Origin of the sequence: Streptomyces sp. TBY4 (assembly GCF_024213195.1) — a bacterium.
Lineage (GTDB): Bacteria > Actinomycetota > Actinomycetes > Streptomycetales > Streptomycetaceae > Streptomyces.
In genome coordinates, this window is sequence record NZ_JANAVF010000012.1 from 166,453 (window position 1) to 183,000 (window position 16,548).

At 70.4% G+C, this 16,548-nt stretch carries 12 protein-coding genes and 2 pseudogenes; 11 read left to right on the top strand and 3 right to left on the bottom strand.

What is annotated here, in order from left to right:
- Position 1: 1 nt before the first annotated feature.
- Together mrdA and NLX94_RS26520 are read left to right on the top strand one after the other, a co-directional pair.
- Positions 2 to 2,071 (top strand): annotated as a pseudogene (gene mrdA, locus NLX94_RS26515) (penicillin-binding protein 2); the annotation flags it as partial.
- 105 nt (positions 2,072 to 2,176) lie between these two features.
- Positions 2,177 to 2,680: a DinB family protein gene (locus NLX94_RS26520; protein ID WP_254385612.1), complete on the top strand. Its 504-nt coding sequence runs from the start codon at positions 2,177 to 2,179 to the stop codon at positions 2,678 to 2,680.
- A 61-nt stretch (positions 2,681 to 2,741) separates the two neighbouring features.
- On the opposite strand, the gene NLX94_RS26525 is transcribed toward NLX94_RS26520, so the two are convergent.
- Positions 2,742 to 3,380, bottom strand: a complete 639-nt coding sequence (locus NLX94_RS26525) for a PadR family transcriptional regulator (protein ID WP_254385613.1) — start codon at positions 3,378 to 3,380, stop codon at positions 2,742 to 2,744.
- A 121-nt stretch (positions 3,381 to 3,501) separates the two neighbouring features.
- Between NLX94_RS26525 and NLX94_RS26530 the strand changes: the two genes are divergently transcribed.
- The 4 genes and pseudogenes from NLX94_RS26530 to NLX94_RS26545 all read left to right on the top strand — a co-directional run.
- A complete protein-coding gene (locus NLX94_RS26530) occupies positions 3,502 to 4,440 on the top strand; it encodes an ATP-binding cassette domain-containing protein (RefSeq protein ID WP_254385614.1) in 939 nt (312 codons plus the stop codon).
- 92 nt (positions 4,441 to 4,532) lie between these two features.
- On the top strand, positions 4,533 to 5,279 hold the full coding sequence (locus tag NLX94_RS26535) for an ABC transporter permease (RefSeq protein ID WP_374684029.1): 747 nt from the start codon (positions 4,533 to 4,535) through the stop codon (positions 5,277 to 5,279).
- A 133-nt stretch (positions 5,280 to 5,412) separates the two neighbouring features.
- Positions 5,413 to 6,165, top strand: a complete 753-nt coding sequence (locus tag NLX94_RS26540; RefSeq protein WP_254385616.1) for a MerR family transcriptional regulator — start codon at positions 5,413 to 5,415, stop codon at positions 6,163 to 6,165.
- 85 nt (positions 6,166 to 6,250) lie between these two features.
- Positions 6,251 to 6,901 (top strand): annotated as a pseudogene (locus tag NLX94_RS26545) (DedA family protein); the annotation flags it as partial.
- A 164-nt stretch (positions 6,902 to 7,065) separates the two neighbouring features.
- Here NLX94_RS26545 and NLX94_RS26550 read toward each other — a convergent pair.
- The gene (locus tag NLX94_RS26550; protein ID WP_254385617.1) at positions 7,066 to 8,727 is read right to left on the bottom strand and encodes a threonine/serine exporter ThrE family protein; all 1,662 of its coding nucleotides are present in this window, start codon (positions 8,725 to 8,727) and stop codon (positions 7,066 to 7,068) included.
- Positions 8,728 to 8,937: 210 nt separating this feature from the next.
- Complete coding sequence (locus NLX94_RS26555; protein ID WP_030756147.1) at positions 8,938 to 9,432, bottom strand: inorganic diphosphatase; 495 nt, start codon at positions 9,430 to 9,432, stop codon at positions 8,938 to 8,940.
- 152 nt (positions 9,433 to 9,584) lie between these two features.
- Between NLX94_RS26555 and dacB the strand changes: the two genes are divergently transcribed.
- From dacB to ftsH, 5 genes are all read left to right on the top strand, one after another.
- On the top strand, positions 9,585 to 11,075 hold the full coding sequence (dacB, locus tag NLX94_RS26560; protein WP_254385618.1) for a D-alanyl-D-alanine carboxypeptidase/D-alanyl-D-alanine-endopeptidase: 1,491 nt from the start codon (positions 9,585 to 9,587) through the stop codon (positions 11,073 to 11,075).
- A 58-nt stretch (positions 11,076 to 11,133) separates the two neighbouring features.
- Positions 11,134 to 12,285, top strand: coding sequence for a zinc-dependent metalloprotease (locus NLX94_RS26565; protein WP_254385619.1), 1,152 nt, complete (start codon positions 11,134 to 11,136; stop codon positions 12,283 to 12,285).
- A 230-nt stretch (positions 12,286 to 12,515) separates the two neighbouring features.
- Positions 12,516 to 13,640: a tRNA lysidine(34) synthetase TilS gene (gene tilS, locus NLX94_RS26570; protein WP_254385620.1), complete on the top strand. Its 1,125-nt coding sequence runs from the start codon at positions 12,516 to 12,518 to the stop codon at positions 13,638 to 13,640.
- Between the two features lie 66 nt (positions 13,641 to 13,706).
- On the top strand, positions 13,707 to 14,267 hold the full coding sequence (gene hpt, locus NLX94_RS26575; RefSeq protein WP_254385621.1) for a hypoxanthine phosphoribosyltransferase: 561 nt from the start codon (positions 13,707 to 13,709) through the stop codon (positions 14,265 to 14,267).
- Between the two features lie 182 nt (positions 14,268 to 14,449).
- The gene (gene ftsH, locus NLX94_RS26580; protein ID WP_254385622.1) at positions 14,450 to 16,483 is read left to right on the top strand and encodes an ATP-dependent zinc metalloprotease FtsH; all 2,034 of its coding nucleotides are present in this window, start codon (positions 14,450 to 14,452) and stop codon (positions 16,481 to 16,483) included.
- Positions 16,484 to 16,548 lie beyond the last annotated feature (65 nt).

Genomic DNA, 16,548 nt, shown 5'->3' on the forward strand with positions numbered 1-16,548 from the left:
GTTGAGCAACATACCGGAGACCGGGCGCACACCCCGGGTCCAGAACCGGCTCGTCATGATCCAGATCGTGGTGTTCTCGCTGCTGCTGACCCTCGGCGGGCGTCTGTGGTACCTCCAGATCCGCAACGGCCAGGAGTACACGGACGAGGCGAAGAACAACAACACCCAGCAGGTGGTCCAGCCCGCCGTGCGCGGCTCGATCCTCGACGCCCGCGGGATCCCGCTCGCCGACAACGAGACCCGCATGGTGGTCTCCGCCAGCCGCACCGAGCTCACCAAGATGAAGGACCGCGGCAAGGGCGTCCTGACCCACCTCGCAGGGGTCCTCGGACTCGACCCCGAGGACGTGGTCAACGGCGTCCGGCTGTGCGACGCCAAGACGCCCAAGCCCTGCTGGAACGGCTCTCCGTACCAGCCGATCCCCATCACGGACGAGGCGACGACCGACCAGGTCCTGGAGATAAGGGAGCACGCCGAGCAGTTCCCCGGCATCACCGCCGAGCCCACCGCCCTGCGCCGCTACTCCGGCCCCGACGGCGCCAACACCTCCCAGGTGCTCGGCTACCTCTCCCCGGTGACCGACGAGGAGATCACCAAGGCGAAGGGCTCCGACTCCCCGTACCTGCGCTCCGACCAGGTGGGCCGCAGCGGCCTGGAGCGCACCTACGACAAGGAGCTCCGCGGCAAGGCCGGCATCACCCGCTACGAGGTGGACAACCTCGGCCGGATCATCGGCGAGGGCACGCACGACAAGCCGCAGGCCGGCGCGAACATCGTGACCTCCATCGACTCGCGCGTACAGGCCGTGGCCGAGCGCGAGCTGAACAACGCGATGATCGAGGCCCGCAGGACCATCGACAAGAACAACACCGGCCGCCACTACGAGGCCGACTCGGGCGCCGTCGTGGTCATGGAGGCCAAGACCGGCCGGGTCGTCGCGATGGCGTCCAACCCGACCTACGACCCGAACGCCTGGGTCGGCGGCATCTCCGCGAAGGACTACGCCTCCCTCACCGACAAGGAGTCGAACTACCCGCTGCTGAACCGCGCCATCCAGGGCCAGGCGGCCCCCGGCTCGGTCTTCAAGGTGGTCTCCTCGACGGCCGCGGTCAACGCCGGCTACCCCTTCAACAAGCTCTACGGCTGCCCGAGCTCGTACTCGGTCGGCAGCCAGGTCTTCACCAACTTCGAGTCCCAGGGCTACGGCGACATCACCATCGGCAAGGCCCTGGAAGTCTCCTGCGACACCGTCTACTACGCCATCGCCGACAAGGAGTGGAAGAAGGACGGCGGCATCAAGCCCAAGGCCAAGCCCAGCGACTGGTTCTTCAGGACCGCGCACGAGTTCGGCCTCGGCAAGCGCACCGGCATCGACCTGCCCAGCGAGGTCCCGGGCCGGGTCCCCGACCGCCAGTGGAAGAAGGAGTTCTTCGAGGCGAACAAGGCCGCCTGGTGCCGCGACGGCAAGAAGGACGGCTCGTACGCCGAGAAGATCGCCTACGAGAACTGCCGCCAGGGCAACCAGCTCCGCGAGGGCGACGCGATCAACTACTCCATCGGCCAGGGCGACACCCTCGTCACCCCGATCCAGATGGCCTCGGTCTACGCCGCCATCGCCAACGGCGGCACCCTGCACCAGCCCAGCATCGGCAAGGCCGTGGTCAGCGCCGACGGCAGCTCCGTCCAGGAGATCGCCCCCAAGGAGCAGGGCAAGCTCCCCATGAACGCCAAGCTCCGCAACGACATCGACGGCGCCCTCGCCGACGTGGCCACCACCGGCAGCGCGGCCTGGCGGTTCGGCGGCTGGCCGCAGAAGCAGATCCCGATGCACGCGAAGACCGGTACGGCCGAGGTCCAGGGCAAGCAGACCACCTCGTGGTTCGCCTCCTACACCGAGGACTACGCGATCGTGATGACCATCTCCCAGGGCGGCACCGGCTCCGGAGCCTCGGGCCCGGCCGTCCGCAAGATCTACGAGGCGATGTACGGCCTCGACGAGAAGGGAAACCAGGACCTGAAGAAGGCACTGCTCCCCAAGCCGCAGGCGGAACTGCCGCCGGTCCGGCAGGAAAACCAGTGATTCCGCGGATTTCCGCGATTGCGGACGGAAGCTGACCGCAAGGCTTCGTACCGTGGTTCTTGTCAGCAGGAGAGACCCACAGAAGGCGGTCAGGTCATGGCTCAGATTTCCATGGAGGTCCCCGGTGACGAGCGCGGCACGCTCCTCGCCTTCGTCGAGGCCCAGCGCACGGCGCTGCGCGAGGCCGCGCAGGGGCTGACCGAGGAGCAGGCGGCGAGCAAGCCCAGCGCCAGCGAGCTCTCGCTGTCCGGGTTGCTCAAGCACGCGGCCAACTGCGAGCTGGGCTGGCTGCGGATGGCGCAGGGCGAGACCGAGTACCCGGGTGGCGACTGGGCCGACGGCTTCCGGCTGGTCGGGGACGAGACCATGCCCTCGGTACTGGCCTACTGGGACGGGATCCGGCAGGAGACGGAGGCGTTCATCGCCTCGGTCCCCAGCCTCGACGACAGCTTCCCGCTGCCCCCGGCCCCGTGGTTCCCGCAGGACGCCAAGGTCTCGATGCGCTGGGTGCTCCTGCACCTGGTGGAGGAGTTCGCCCGGCACGCGGGCCACGCGGACATCATCCGCGAAACCATCGACGGCACCCGCGCCATGGGCTAGCAGCGGCCCGTGGGGGCGTACTCGGCGGCACCGGCACCGGTGCCGCCGCCGGGGTGCGCGGCTAGCGGAGGTCCCCGGGATGCGGGCCCGTCGCGTACGGGTTCGGCTCATCGTCCGCGAGGACTCCCACGAAGGGTTCGCCCTCGCCCGCGAAGGTGTACGCGCCGCCTTCGATCCGCCCGATCAGGCCGTGTGTCCACGCGGCCTCGCTGTCGGCCGAGTGCACCCACATGTTCATGATCTCGCCGATGTGCCCGAGCTGTTCGGGCCCCTCCTCCGGGGTGTAGTACGCGGTGACCCCGGCCCGCCACTGCTCGAGACCGCTGATGCGCTCCTTGAGGAGTGCGACGGCCTCGGCCCGCGGCAGGTCGACGATGAATCCGATGGCTGCCGAGAGCATGTCCATCTTCTGGTCGTACGAGGTCAGGGCCTGGCGCAGCAGTGTGAGGTATTCCGCGGTGCCCTGGTCGGTGATCTCGTACTCGACGCGCGGCGGGCCGCCGACCGCACTCGGCGCGACCTCGTGCGCGACGAGCAGTCCCTGCTTCGCCATCTGCTTGAGCGCGTGGTAGATCGAACCGGGCTTGGCGTTGGACCACTCGTGGGCACCCCAGAATTCCAGGTCGTTGCGTACCTGGTAGCCGTGCGCCCGTCCGTGCATGCGGACCGCGCCCAGGACCAGCAGCCGGATCGCTGACACGGGTTTCTCCCTCCTAGTTTATTTTGACTACCCTATCTCTAATCAAGTTTGACTAACCAGCGCGTGGGGTCTACCTTTGGGCGCTCTAGTCAAGTTTGATCAGTGAAGCGAGGAGAGCGTTTTGTCTGACCACGATCCGGCGATCGTCGTCGAAGGACTGCGGAAGAGGTACCGGGACAAGCAGGCTCTCGACGGCCTCGACCTCACCGTCCGGGCCGGAACCGTCCAGGCGATCCTCGGCCCGAACGGCGCCGGCAAGACCACGGCCGTCCGCATCATGTCCACGCTGCTGCGCCCCGACGAGGGACGCGTGGAGGTGGCGGGCATCGACGCGCGGACCCGGGCCGGCGAGGTGCGCTCGCGGATCGGACTGCTCGGCCAGAACGCCGCCGTCGACGAGGAGCTCGGCGGCCGCCAGAACCTGGAGATGTTCGGCCGCCTCCACCACCTCGGCGCCCGCCGGGCGGGGATCCGTGCCGATGAGCTCCTGCACCAGTTCGGGCTCGAGGACACCGGAACGAAGGCCGTCAAGCAGTACAGCGGTGGCATGCGGCGGCGGCTCGACCTCGCGGCCTCCCTCATCTGCCGGCCGCAGGTCCTCTTCCTGGACGAGCCCACGACCGGTCTCGACCCCCGCGGCCGCACCGAGGTGTGGAACGCGGTGCGCTCCCTGGTCGGCCGCGGCACGACCGTTCTGCTGACCACGCAGTATCTCGAGGAGGCCGACCAGCTGGCCGACCGGATCGCGGTGATCGACCACGGGAAGGTCATCGCGGAAGGCACGGCCGACGAGCTGAAGACCAGGTCGGGCGGCGACCGCATCGACGTGGTCCTGCACGACGCGGCCCAGCTGACGCGCGCGGCCTCCCTGCTGCCCGGCGAGGTGACGGTGGACGAGGACCGGCGGATGGTCAGTGCCGCGGTGAGCAACCGGATGACCGCCCTGACCGCGACCGTACGGGCGCTGGAGGCGGCCGGGATCGAGGCCGAGGACATCGCGGTGCGCCGGCCCACCCTCGACGAAGTCTTCATGCACCTGACGAAGGAGGACGCCGCATGAGCGTGACGCACCCCGTGGACACGACGCTCCCCGTGGACACGGCGAACGGCACCGGCTCGAAGCTGAGCTGGGCGCTCGCCGACTCGTGGACGATGACCCGCCGCGAACTGGCGCACTGGAGACGCCAGCCCGTGCAGGTGGTGGTCGGGCTGGTCTTCCCCGTGATGATGCTGCTGATGTTCGGCTACCTGATCGGCGGTGGAGCGGGGGTTCAGGGAGACTTCACGGACTACCTCGTCCCCGGCATGCTCACCATGACCATGGCCTTCGGCCTGGAGGGGACGATGCTCGCGGTCACCCAGGACCTCGGCAAGGGGGTCATCGACCGGTTCCGCTCGATGCCCATGCACTCCGGGGCGGTGCTGGTCGGCCGGAGCGTCGCGGACATGCTGCAGTCGGTGGTCGGCCTGACGGTGATGCTCGCGGTCGGCTACGCGATCGGCTGGCGCTGGCACGAGGGATTCGCCTCCTTCATGGGAGCGGTGGGGCTGCTGTTGCTGCTGCGCTTCGCGATGCTGTGGATCGGGATCCACCTGGCGATGGTCGCGGGCAAGCCGGAGCTGGTGCAGGCGGTGCAGATCCTGGTCTGGCCGGTCAGCTTCCTCTCCAACGCCATCGCCTCGCCCGAATCGATGCCGTCCTGGCTGGGCACGATCGTGGAGTGGAACCCGATGTCGGCGACGGCCACCGCGGTACGCGGCCTGTTCGGCAACCCGGGCGCCGCAGGCGACTCGTGGGCCGCCACCCATGCGGAACTGCTCGCGGTGGCCTGGCCGGTGGCCCTGATCGCGGTCTTCTTCCCGCTGGCGGTGAAGCGGTTCAGGGACCTGAGCCGCTAGTGCTCCGGGCCTCGGTTCCGGTCCGGGGCGTTGGACCGGGCGGGTCCGGCGTCCGGGCCCGGGGCCCCGGGCTTGCACCTCACGCGACGTGAGGGACCAGGCTGGACGCGTACCCGAGAAGAGGAGCGGAAAGATGGGCTGGTCCGTGGGCCAGGTCGCGGGATTCGCCGGAGTGACGGTGCGCACGCTGCACCACTACGACGAGATCGGGCTGCTCTCCCCGAGCGGCCGCAGCGCGGCGGGACACCGGCGGTACGACGACGCCGACCTCGACCGGCTGCAGCGGGTCCTGTTCTACCGGGAGCTCGGCTTTCCGCTCGAAGAGGTCGCGGTCCTGCTGGACGACCCGGAATCGGACCCTGGGGAGCACCTGCGCCGGCAGCACGCGCTCCTCACGGACCGGATCGCCCGGCTCCAGCAGATGGCCGCGGCCGTCGAGCACGCCATGGAGGCGAAGAAGATGGGCATCAACCTCACCCCCGAGGAGAAGTTCGAGGTGTTCGGGGAGTTCGACCCGGAGGAGCACGCCGAGGAGGCGGAGCGCCGCTGGGGCGACACCTACCGGGAGTCCGCCCGCCGGACCGCCTCGTACACCAAGGAGGACTGGCTGCGGATCCAGGCCGTGGCCGAGGGCATCAACCGCCGGTTCGCCGCCCTGCTGGACGCCGGGACGTCCGCGGAGTCCGAGGAGGCCATGGACCTGGCCGAGGAGCACCGCGGCTGGATCAACAGCAGCTACTACTTCTGCACGTACGAGATCCACACCGGCCTCGGTGAGATGTACGTCGCGGACGAGCGGTTCACGGCGTACTACGAGGCCGTGCGGCCCGGGCTCGCGGTGTTCGTGCGGGACGCGATCCTGGCCAACGCCCTGCGCAAGGTCTAGCCGCCGTTCCCTGGAACCGGGCGGGGGTGGTGTGCGTTCATAATTGGACGGACACCCCCACCTGATCCTGGAGAGCCCGGAACCCGTGAACACGCTTGCGCTCGGTCCTGAGTGGATCTCCCCGGAATACTTGATCGGCGAATTCGGCCTGGTCGGCACCCTGATCATCGTCTTCGCGGAATCCGGTCTCTTCGCCTTCCTGCCCGGCGACTCCCTGCTGTTCACGATGGGCCTGTTCGTCGCGAGCGGCACCGTGACGCAGCCGCTGTGGCTGGTGTGCACCCTGATCGTGATCGCCGCGATCATCGGTGACCAGGTCGGCTACATGATCGGCAAGGTCTTCGGCCCGAAGATCTTCAACAAGCCGAACTCCAAGCTCTTCAAGCGCGAGAACCTCGACGCGGCGCACGAGTTCATGGAGAAGCACGGCCCGAAGGCCATCGTGCTCGCGCGCTTCGTGCCGATCATCCGCACCTTCGCGCCGATGGTCGCGGGCGCGACCGCGATGAAGTACCGCACCTTCCTGACCTTCAACATCATCGGCGGCGTCCTGTGGGGCGCGGGCGTGACGATCCTGGGCTACCAGCTCGGCCAGTTCGAGATCATCAAGAACAACGTCGAGCCGATCTTCATCGGCATCGTCCTGATCTCGGTCATCCCGGTGATCTTCGAGGTCCTGAAGTCCCGCAAGCAGAAGAAGGCGGCGGCGCAGGCCGGCGGCACGCAGCCCGGCGCCGGCGAGGACCCGCAGGGCACGAGCCAGCGCAGCGGCCGCCACGCGAAGCGGTAGCGGCTGCCCGAAGCCCCGTACGAAGCTCCCTGCGATGCCCCGCGCGACCGGATCCCCGGTCCGCGGGGCATCGGCGCGTCCGGGCCCGCGGCGGCGGCATCGGGGCGGCTCTAGAACCCGCGGGTGCGCTTGGCCGCCCCGCGCTTGGCGGCGCTGGTCGCGCCGGGGATGCGCATGAACAGGCGGGACATCTCCGAGCCGAGGTTGACGCCGATCGCGATGGCCAGCGCGATGGCCGCTGCGTTGGTCAGCGAGGCCAGCCCCTCGTTCAGCCGGTTCTCGGCGATCAGCAGCAGCCCGTAGTACGTGGCCGAGCCGGGCAGCAGCGGGCCGATGGCGGCCGTGACGAAGGGCAGCGCCGAGGAGACGCGGTGCCGGGCGAGGAGCTGTCCGAAGAGGCCGACCAGCCCGGCGGCGATCGCGGTGGACGGCACCGGCGGCACCTTGGCCGCGTAGTGCAGGGCCCCGTAGATCACCCAGGCGACTCCGCCGTTCAGGGTCACGAAGAGCACGGTGGAACGTTCCTGCTGAAGCAGGATCGCGAACGTGAACACCAGCACCATCGAGGCGGCGATCTGGAGCACCGGCCGCTGGGCGATCTGCAGGACGTCCTCGGGCTGCGGATTGGAGCCGAACTGGAGGCCGATGTAGAGCACCACCAGCACGCCCATGATGATGCCGATGAACAGGTACATCACCTCCAGCAGCCGGGCCGAGGCGGTGATGTAGTAGCCGGTCAGACCGTCCTGCACGGCTGCGACCAGGGCCCGCCCCGGCAGCAGGGCGAACAGTCCGCCGGTGATGATGGCCGAGGAGCGCACGTCCAGCTCGGTCAGCTTCAGGGCCACGCCCATCGCGGCCGGCGGCATCGCCGCCACCACGAACTGGTAGAACTCCGGCAGCCCGCGCCCGGCGCAGAACCAGGCCAGCCGGTCGCCGAGCACCGCACCTAGTGCGGCTGCGAAGAACACCAGCACGCCACCGCCGACCAGCGTGGAGGCCGCGCCGGCGAGCAGACCGGCGGCGGCGGTGAGCATCCAGCCGGGGTACGGGTGCCGGTTGCGGCGGATCTCGGCGAGCCGGCGGTACGCGTCCTCCAGCGAGATGTCCACCTCGGGCGCGCTGATGTCGTTGACGAGGCGGAAGACGGCCGCGAGCCGGTTGTAGTCGGTGCCCCGGCGCCGGACGGTGCGGTTCGCCGAGATCGGGTCGTCCACCAGCGAGGGCTGGTAGGTGATGGACAGCATGGTGAAGGTGACGGTCGGCTCACAGCGGTCCATCCCGTAGCTGCGGGCCACCGCGAACATCGCGGCCTCCACGTCCTCGGCGCCCTCGCCGCCCGCGAGCAGCAGCTCCCCGATGCGCAGCGTCAGGTCGAGCACGCGCCCCACCGCCGGGCCGGTCTCGGCGGCCTGCTTCTGGGCGGGCTCGGGGACCGGCCGGACGTCGACCGGCATGCGCAGCACCGTACGCATGCGGTCCTGCCAGGGGGACTCCTTCATCCGGGTGACGGGGAACCCCGGGGCGCCCGTGTACGCGGGCGGGGAGTGCGCGGCGCTGTAGGTGTGCGGGGTGGCGAAGGCCGACGCTGGGCCATCGGGGTCCACGGGCTGCGCGGCGAGCCCGTCGGGGACGGCGAACTCCGAGGTCGGCTGGTCCTCCTCGGCCGCCTCGGGCTCCACCCCGACCCCGGGCGGCACGGCGAACGCGCTGCGCGCTTCGTCCGACTTCGGCTTCCGGTCCTCTGCCCCGGATGCTTCGCCCTCCGCCACACGTCCTCCAGTCCCTGGCCCGGCCGGTATCAGTATGCGGAACGCCTTGATCCGTCGCGAAGGCAGATCCGGCCCCGTCGCAATCCGGCCACGGGGCCGGCCCCCGTGCAGCGGACCCGGGCACGACAACGGGCGGCACCCCCGAAGGGATACCGCCCGCGGTGTCACAGGGGCCGACGGGACATCCCGCCGCGCCTAACCGAGCGGAGCTCAGTGGTGGCCGCCCTGGGCCTCGAGGCGCTTGAACGAGGCCTCGATCTCGGCCTCGGCCTCGGTGCGGCCGACCCAGTTCGCGCCCTCGACCGACTTGCCCGGCTCCAGGTCCTTGTAGACCTCGAAGAAGTGCTGGATCTCCAGGCGGTCGAACTCGGACACGTGGTGGATGTCGCGCAGGTGCTCCACACGCGGGTCGGAGGCCGGCACGCACAGCAGCTTGGCGTCGCCGCCCGCCTCGTCCGTCATGTTGAACATGCCGATCGCGCGGCACTTGATCAGGCAGCCCGGGAAGGTCGGCTCGTCAAGGATGACCAGCGCGTCCAGCGGGTCGCCGTCCTCGCCGAGGGTGTTCTCGACGAAGCCGTAGTCGGCCGGGTAGCTGGTCGAGGTGAAGAGACGACGGTCCAGACGGATCCGGCCGGTCTCGTGGTCCACCTCGTACTTGTTCCGCGAACCCTTGGGGATCTCGATGGTGACGTCGAACTCCACGTCCTGCTCCTCCATGATCAGCTTCAGCTTCAGCAGCTCGGCTGCCTGCTTCGGGACTTCGGCGGCTCACCTGCGCGCGTGGCCGTCCCGGCCCTGCCGGGTGGGGTGCCATGCTCGCGGCAAGACGCAATGGTTAAGTGTCCCTCACGCATATGTGTGATCGCGAAAGGGGCTGGTCCGAGGTGCCATTGGTCAAGACCTGGCAGCTCATCGCGGTGTCGGCCGTCGCCGGCCTCGCCCTGTCGGCCGCGACGGTGGCCGCCGCGGGTCCCTGGGACTCCGGCCAGCGTAAGGCCGAGCGGGACATGGCCGCCTCCTGGGGCCGTACGGGTGGCGCAGATCACGGTGCGGACCCCGCCGGAGCGGCCCCGAAGGCCGCCCCGAGCGCGCCCGGAGTGCTCGCCGGCGTCCGCCCGGGCGGAGCCGGCACCGGCACGGGCTCCGGATCCGGCGACCAGGCGGGGGCCGTGGACTCCGGCGCCCTCGCCGCCGCCCTGCGGCCGCTGCTCGCCGACCCCGCCCTCGGCACCGTCCGCGGAGCCTCCGTGATCGACACCGCCACCGGCAAGGTCCTCTTCGAGGCCGGGGCCCGGGAGGTCATGACCCCCGCCTCCACCGTCAAGATCGCCACCGCGGCGGCCTCCCTCGCGGCCCTCGGTCCCGACCACCGGATCCGCACCACCGTCACCCCCGGCGCCGGGCCCGGCCAGATCATCCTGGTCGGCGGCGGCGACCCCTCGCTCACCGCCAAGAAGAAGGCCCCGGCCGGGGCCGGCGGCAGCCTCGTCGCCCTCGCCGCGGACACCGCCCAGGCCCTCAAGGCCGCCGGCACCGACTCCGTGGCCCTCGGCTACGACGACTCGCTCTACACCGGCCCGGCCCTTCACCCGATCGGCGCCAACGTCAACCTCGCGCCCGTCACGGCCCTGACCGCCGACGAAGGCCGCCCCGACGACTCCTTCTCCGGCCCCGTCAAGCGCAGCGAGGACCCCTCCCGGGACACCGCCCGGGCCTTCGCCGCCCTCCTCAAGGAACGCGGCATCAAGGTCACCGGCGAGCCCGCCAGGGCCAAGGCCGCCACCGGGGCCGTCCCGCTCGCCGCCACCCTCTCGCCGCCGCTCGCCGGGCTCGTCGAGCGGATGCTGACCTACAGCGACAACGACATCGCCGAAGCCCTGGCCCGCCAGACCGCCCTCGCCTCCGGGGCGCCCGCCAGCTTCGACGGCGTCGCCCAGGCCGTCGGCGCCCGGCTCGCCGCCCTCGGCGTCGACACCGCCGGATCCCGCTTCGCCGACGGCAGCGGCCTCAACCGCGCCGACAAGGTCAGCGCAGGCCTGCTCACCGCCCTGCTCGCCAAGGCCGCCGACCCGCAGCGGCCCGAACTGCGGCCCGTCCTCACCGGACTGCCCGTCGCCGGATTCACCGGCACCCTGCGCACCCGCAACTCCGGCACCTCGCCGGCGGCCGGCCTGCTGCGCGCCAAGACGGGCACCCTGAACGGCGTGAACTGCCTCGCCGGCACCGTCGTCGACCCCGCGGGCCGGCTGCTCGCCTTCGCGTTCCTGACCGCGAACACCCCGGACGCGGGCAACGCCGAGAAGGGCCTCGACAAACTCGCCGCGGCCGTGGCGAACGCTTCGTAGCACTACCAGGGGCCTCCTGGGGATCCCGCCCGCGCGCAGGTCCACGTACGGTTGACGCATGACGAGCTTCGGTGGTGCGGAGATGGTCGACTGGAACCTCGCGGTGGCGACCGCGACCAGGCTCGTGCGGCCCGGCCCGGAGGTGAGCCGGGACGAGGCGCGGGCCGTCGTGGCGGAGCTGCGCAGGCACGCCAAGACCTCCGAACGGCACGTGCGCGAGTTCACGCGGATGATGCCCGAGGGCATGACCCCCGCCGACACGCCCGTCCTCGTCGTGGACCGGGCCGGCTGGGTCAAGGCCAACGTGGCGGGCTTCCGCGAGCTCCTGTCCCCCCTCCTCGGCAAGATGCAGGACCGCCGCGCCGGCACCCCCGGCGGCGCCGTGCTCGGCGCGGTCGGCGGCAAGGTCACCGGCGTGGAGCTGGGCATGCTGCTCAGCTTCCTGGCCTCCCGCGTGCTCGGCCAGTACGAGACCTTCGCGCCCGCGGGCCTGGACCTGCCGGGCTCCGCCACGGGCGGCCGGCTGCTGCTCGTCGCCCCGAACATCGTCCACGTCGAGCGGGAGCTGGAGGTGGACCCGCACGACTTCCGGCTCTGGGTCTGCCTGCACGAGGAGACGCACCGTACCCAGTTCACGGCCGTCCCGTGGCTCCGCGAGCACCTCGAGGGCGAAATCCAGACGTTCCTGGGCGCCACCGAGGTGGATCCGATGACCGTGCTGGAGCGGCTGCGCGAGGCCGCCCAGTCCTTCGCCGGCGCCCGCCCCGATGCCGAACGCGGGGACGAGGGCCGCTCCCTCGTCGAACTCGTCCAGACCCCCGAGCAGCGCGAGGTGCTGGCCCGGCTCACCGCCGTCATGTCCCTCCTGGAGGGCCACGCCGACTTCGTCATGGACGGGGTCGGCCCCGAGGTCGTGCCCTCGGTCGCCGAGATCCGCGAGAAGTTCCAGCAGCGCAGGGCCAGCGGAGCCGGCCGGCTCGACGCCGCCCTGCGCAAGCTCCTGGGCCTCGACGCCAAGCTGCGCCAGTACCGCGACGGGGAACGCTTCGTGCGCGCCGTCGTCGGCCAGGTCGGCATGGAGGGCTTCAACCGGGTCTGGACCTCCCCGAACACACTGCCGACCAAGTCCGAGATCGCCCGTCCCGCGGACTGGGTGGCCCGCGTCCACCGCAAGGGGAGCGAGCAGAGCGAGGCGAGCGAAGAGGTGTGACCACAGAGGCGTGAAGATGTCCCTCTGGGGGAAGCAGCGTCACCCGTCCGAGGGACCGTGGGGCGTGGAAGGGCGTGCGATGCTCGGGGAACGGCTCGGTTCTGTCACCATCGACGCACTCTGAGTGACAGCCCCCGTCCGCGGGGGAGCCGGCAGCACCCGGCACACCACCCCTCCCCTCGCCTCCCCAGCGCCTCCGAGGCATCCGAACTCCACGAAGGGCACCGGACATGGGTCCCCATCCTGCGGTCGCGGCGATACGCCTGGCGGTCCGCCGCGTACTCCACGACGTCCTCACCGACCTCACCGAACAGACCAGCCGGCCCGCTCCCACCCCCGCACCCCGGGTCGGCCGCCCCGGCCGCACCGTCGGCTCCTCGGCCGGCGCAGCCCCCCACGACCCCCTCCCCGACACCGCCCCGCTCGTCCTCGTCGCCTGCTCCGGCGGCGCGGACTCCATGGCGCTCGCCTCCGCCCTCGCCTTCGAGGCCCCCAAACTCGGAATCCGGGCCGGCGGCATCACCGTCGACCACGGCCTCCAGGACGGCTCCGCCCTGCGCGCCGCCGAGGTCGTCGCCCGCATGACCGCGCTGCACCTCGACCCCGTCGAGTCCGTCGCCGTGCGCGTCGGCCGCGACGGCGGCCCCGAAGCCGCCGCCCGCGACGCCCGCTACGCGGCCCTGGACGAGGCCGCCGACCGGCTCGGCGCCGTCGCCGTGCTGCTCGGCCACACCCGCGACGACCAAGCCGAAACCGTCCTGCTGGGCCTCGCCCGCGGCTCCGGCATCCGCTCGCTCTCGGGCATGGCCGAGGTCTCCGGAGGCCCCGGGGCCCCCGGCTCGCGGGTCCGCGGCCACCGCTACCGCCGGCCGTTCCTCCAGGTCGACCGGCAGACCGCCCGCAAGGCCTGCATGGTCCAGTCCCTCGCCGTCTGGGACGACCCGCACAACATCGACCCCGCCTACACCCGCTCCCGGCTGCGCCACGAGGGACTGCCCGCCCTGGAGAAGGCGCTCGGCAAGGGGGTCGTGGAGGCGCTCGCCCGCACCGCCCAGCTCTCCCGGGACGACGCCGACGCCCTGGACGCCTGGGCCGCCGAGGCCGAGAGCGGCGTACGCGACGAGGACGGCCGCCTGGAGTGCGCCAAGCTGTACGCCCTGCCCCCCGCGGTGCGCCGCCGCGTCCTGCGCCGGGCCGTCGTCGCCGCCGGTTCCCCCGCAGGCTCCCTCTTCGCCCGCCACATCGAGGAAGTCGACCGGCTCATCACCGGATGGCGCGGTCAGGGAGCCATCAACCTGCCCGGCCGGGTCGAGGCCCAGCGGCAGGGTGGCAGACTGGTCATCCGGCAGGGCTGATTGGTGCTGAGACACGGCTGAGACCTCCGGGGTCACCCCCCGGAGCCCCAGCCGACAACGAAAGTGATGCGGGTGGACGAGAAGGACATGGGCAGCGACCTCCAGTCGGTGCTCATCACCAAGGAAGAGATCGACGCGAAGCTGGCCGAGCTGGCCGCGAAGATCGACACGGAGTACGCGGGCAAGGACCTGCTCATCGTCGGCGTCCTCAAGGGCGCTGTGATGGTGATGGCGGACCTGGCGCGCGCCTTGTCCACCCCGCTCACCATGGACTGGATGGCGGTGTCCTCGTACGGCGCCGGGACCCAGTCCTCGGGCGTGGTCCGGATCCTCAAGGACCTGGACACCGACATCAAGGACAAGCACGTCCTGATCGTCGAGGACATCATCGACTCGGGCCTGACCCTGTCCTGGCTGCTGTCGAACCTCGGCTCCCGCCAGCCGGCCTCCCTGGAGGTCGTCACGCTGCTGCGCAAGCCCGACGCCGCCAAGGTCGCGATCGACGTGAAGTGGGTCGGCTTCGACATCCCGAACGAGTTCGTCGTCGGCTACGGCCTCGACTACGCGGAGAAGTACCGCAACCTGCCGTTCGTCGGCACCCTCGCGCCCCACGTCTACGGCGGCTGATCCAGCGCCCGACAGGGGAACCCTGGAGCGTTTCCCGCCGTTGGAGCATGGAAAGGCGGGTCTGTCAGCCGTCCCATGAGGCCACGGGTGACAATGCAGGGGTACATTCCGAAGAACAGTCTTTACTCACAGCAGCATTTACCTACGGGCAGGAGGGACGGGGTGCCTGGCGCCCCGTATGGATGGACGTGAAGCGATACTTCCGTGGGCCGGTTATGTGGATCGTGCTGGCCGTCCTCGCCGTGGTCGTGTTGATGAACGTCGTCGGCTCCGGCGGCGGCTACAAGTCGGTGGAGACCAGCGAGGTCATCAAGGCGATCAACAGTGGCCAGGTGGACAGCGCCAAGCTCACCACCGGTGACAGCCAGATGATCAAGATCGAGCTGAAGAAGGACCAGAAGCTCGGCGACAACGACGGCACCAAGTTCCAGGCCAACTACATCGGGGACCAGGGCGTACAGCTCGCCCAGAACCTCCAGACCAAGTTCGAAGCCGGTCAGATCCCGGACGGCTACTCCGTCACTCCGGACAAGACCAGCCCGTTCCTGAGCGTGCTGCTCTCGCTGCTGCCGTTCGTCCTCATCGTCGTGGTCTTCCTGTTCCTGATGAACCAGATGCAGGGCGGCGGCTCCCGAGTCATGAACTTCGGGAAGTCCAAGGCCAAGCTCATCACCAAGGACACCCCGAAGACGACGTTCGCCGATGTCGCGGGCTCCGACGAGGCCGTCGAGGAGCTCCACGAGATCAAGGAGTTCCTCCAGGAGCCGGCGAAGTTCCAGGCCGTCGGCGCCAAGATCCCCAAGGGCGTGCTGCTCTACGGCCCGCCCGGCACCGGTAAGACCCTGCTCGCGCGTGCCGTCGCGGGCGAGGCCGGTGTCCCCTTCTACTCGATCTCCGGTTCCGACTTCGTCGAGATGTTCGTCGGTGTCGGTGCCTCGCGTGTCCGAGACCTGTTCGAACAGGCCAAGGCCAACGCCCCGGCGATCGTCTTCGTCGACGAGATCGACGCCGTCGGCCGGCACCGCGGTGCGGGCCTCGGCGGCGGTCACGACGAGCGCGAGCAGACCCTCAACCAGCTGCTCGTCGAGATGGACGGCTTCGACGTGAAGGGCGGGGTCATCCTGATCGCCGCCACGAACCGTCCCGACATCCTCGACCCGGCCCTCCTGCGCCCCGGCCGCTTCGACCGCCAGATCGCGGTCGACCGTCCGGACATGCAGGGCCGTCTGGAGATCCTCAAGGTCCACCAGAAGGGCAAGCCGGTCGCCCCGGACGTGGACCTGGGCGCCGTCGCCCGCCGCACCCCCGGCTTCACGGGTGCCGATCTCGCCAACGTCCTGAACGAGGCCGCGCTGCTCACGGCCCGCTCGGACCAGAAGCTGATCGACAACCACGCGCTGGACGAGGCGATCGACCGCGTCGTGGCGGGTCCGCAGAAGCGGACCCGGATCATGTCGGACAGGGAAAAGAAGATCACCGCGTACCACGAGGGCGGACACGCCCTGGTCGCGGCGGCCTCCCCGAACTCCGACCCGGTCCACAAGATCACGATCCTCTCCCGCGGCCGGGCCCTGGGTTACACCATGGTCCTGCCCGACGAGGACAAGTACTCGACCACGCGCAACGAGATGCTCGACCAGCTCGCGTACATGCTGGGCGGGCGCGCGGCCGAGGAACTGGTCTTCCACGACCCGACCACAGGCGCTGCGAACGACATCGAGAAGGCCACGGCAACGGCCCGCGCGATGGTCACGCAGTACGGCATGACCGAGCGCCTCGGCGCGATCAAGTTCGGCGGGGACAACACCGAGCCGTTCCTCGGGCGCGAGATGTCGCACCCGCGTGACTACTCGGAAGAAGTCGCCGCGCTGGTCGACGAAGAGGTCAAGAAGCTCATCGAGACCGCGCACAACGAGGCCTGGGAGATCCTGGTCGAGAACCGCGACGTCCTCGACAACCTGGTCCTCGCCCTCCTGGAGAAGGAGACGCTCAACAAGGAGCAGATCGCCGAGATCTTCTCGACGATCGTGAAGCGCCCGGCCCGCCCGGCGTGGACCGGCTCCTCGCACCGCACGCCGTCCACCCGTCCGCCGGTGCTCTCTCCCAAGGAGCTCCAGCTGACGAACGCGGCGAACGGCACGTCGGCGGCGTCCTCGACCGCCGTGTCGGTGGAGAAGGCCCCGGAGCCCTCCCTGGAGGAGCGTCCGGAGGCCTAGTACCTCCCGGAATGGATGCCGCGCCCCCCAGGTTCTAGCCTGGGGGGCGCGGCACTTTCACGTGC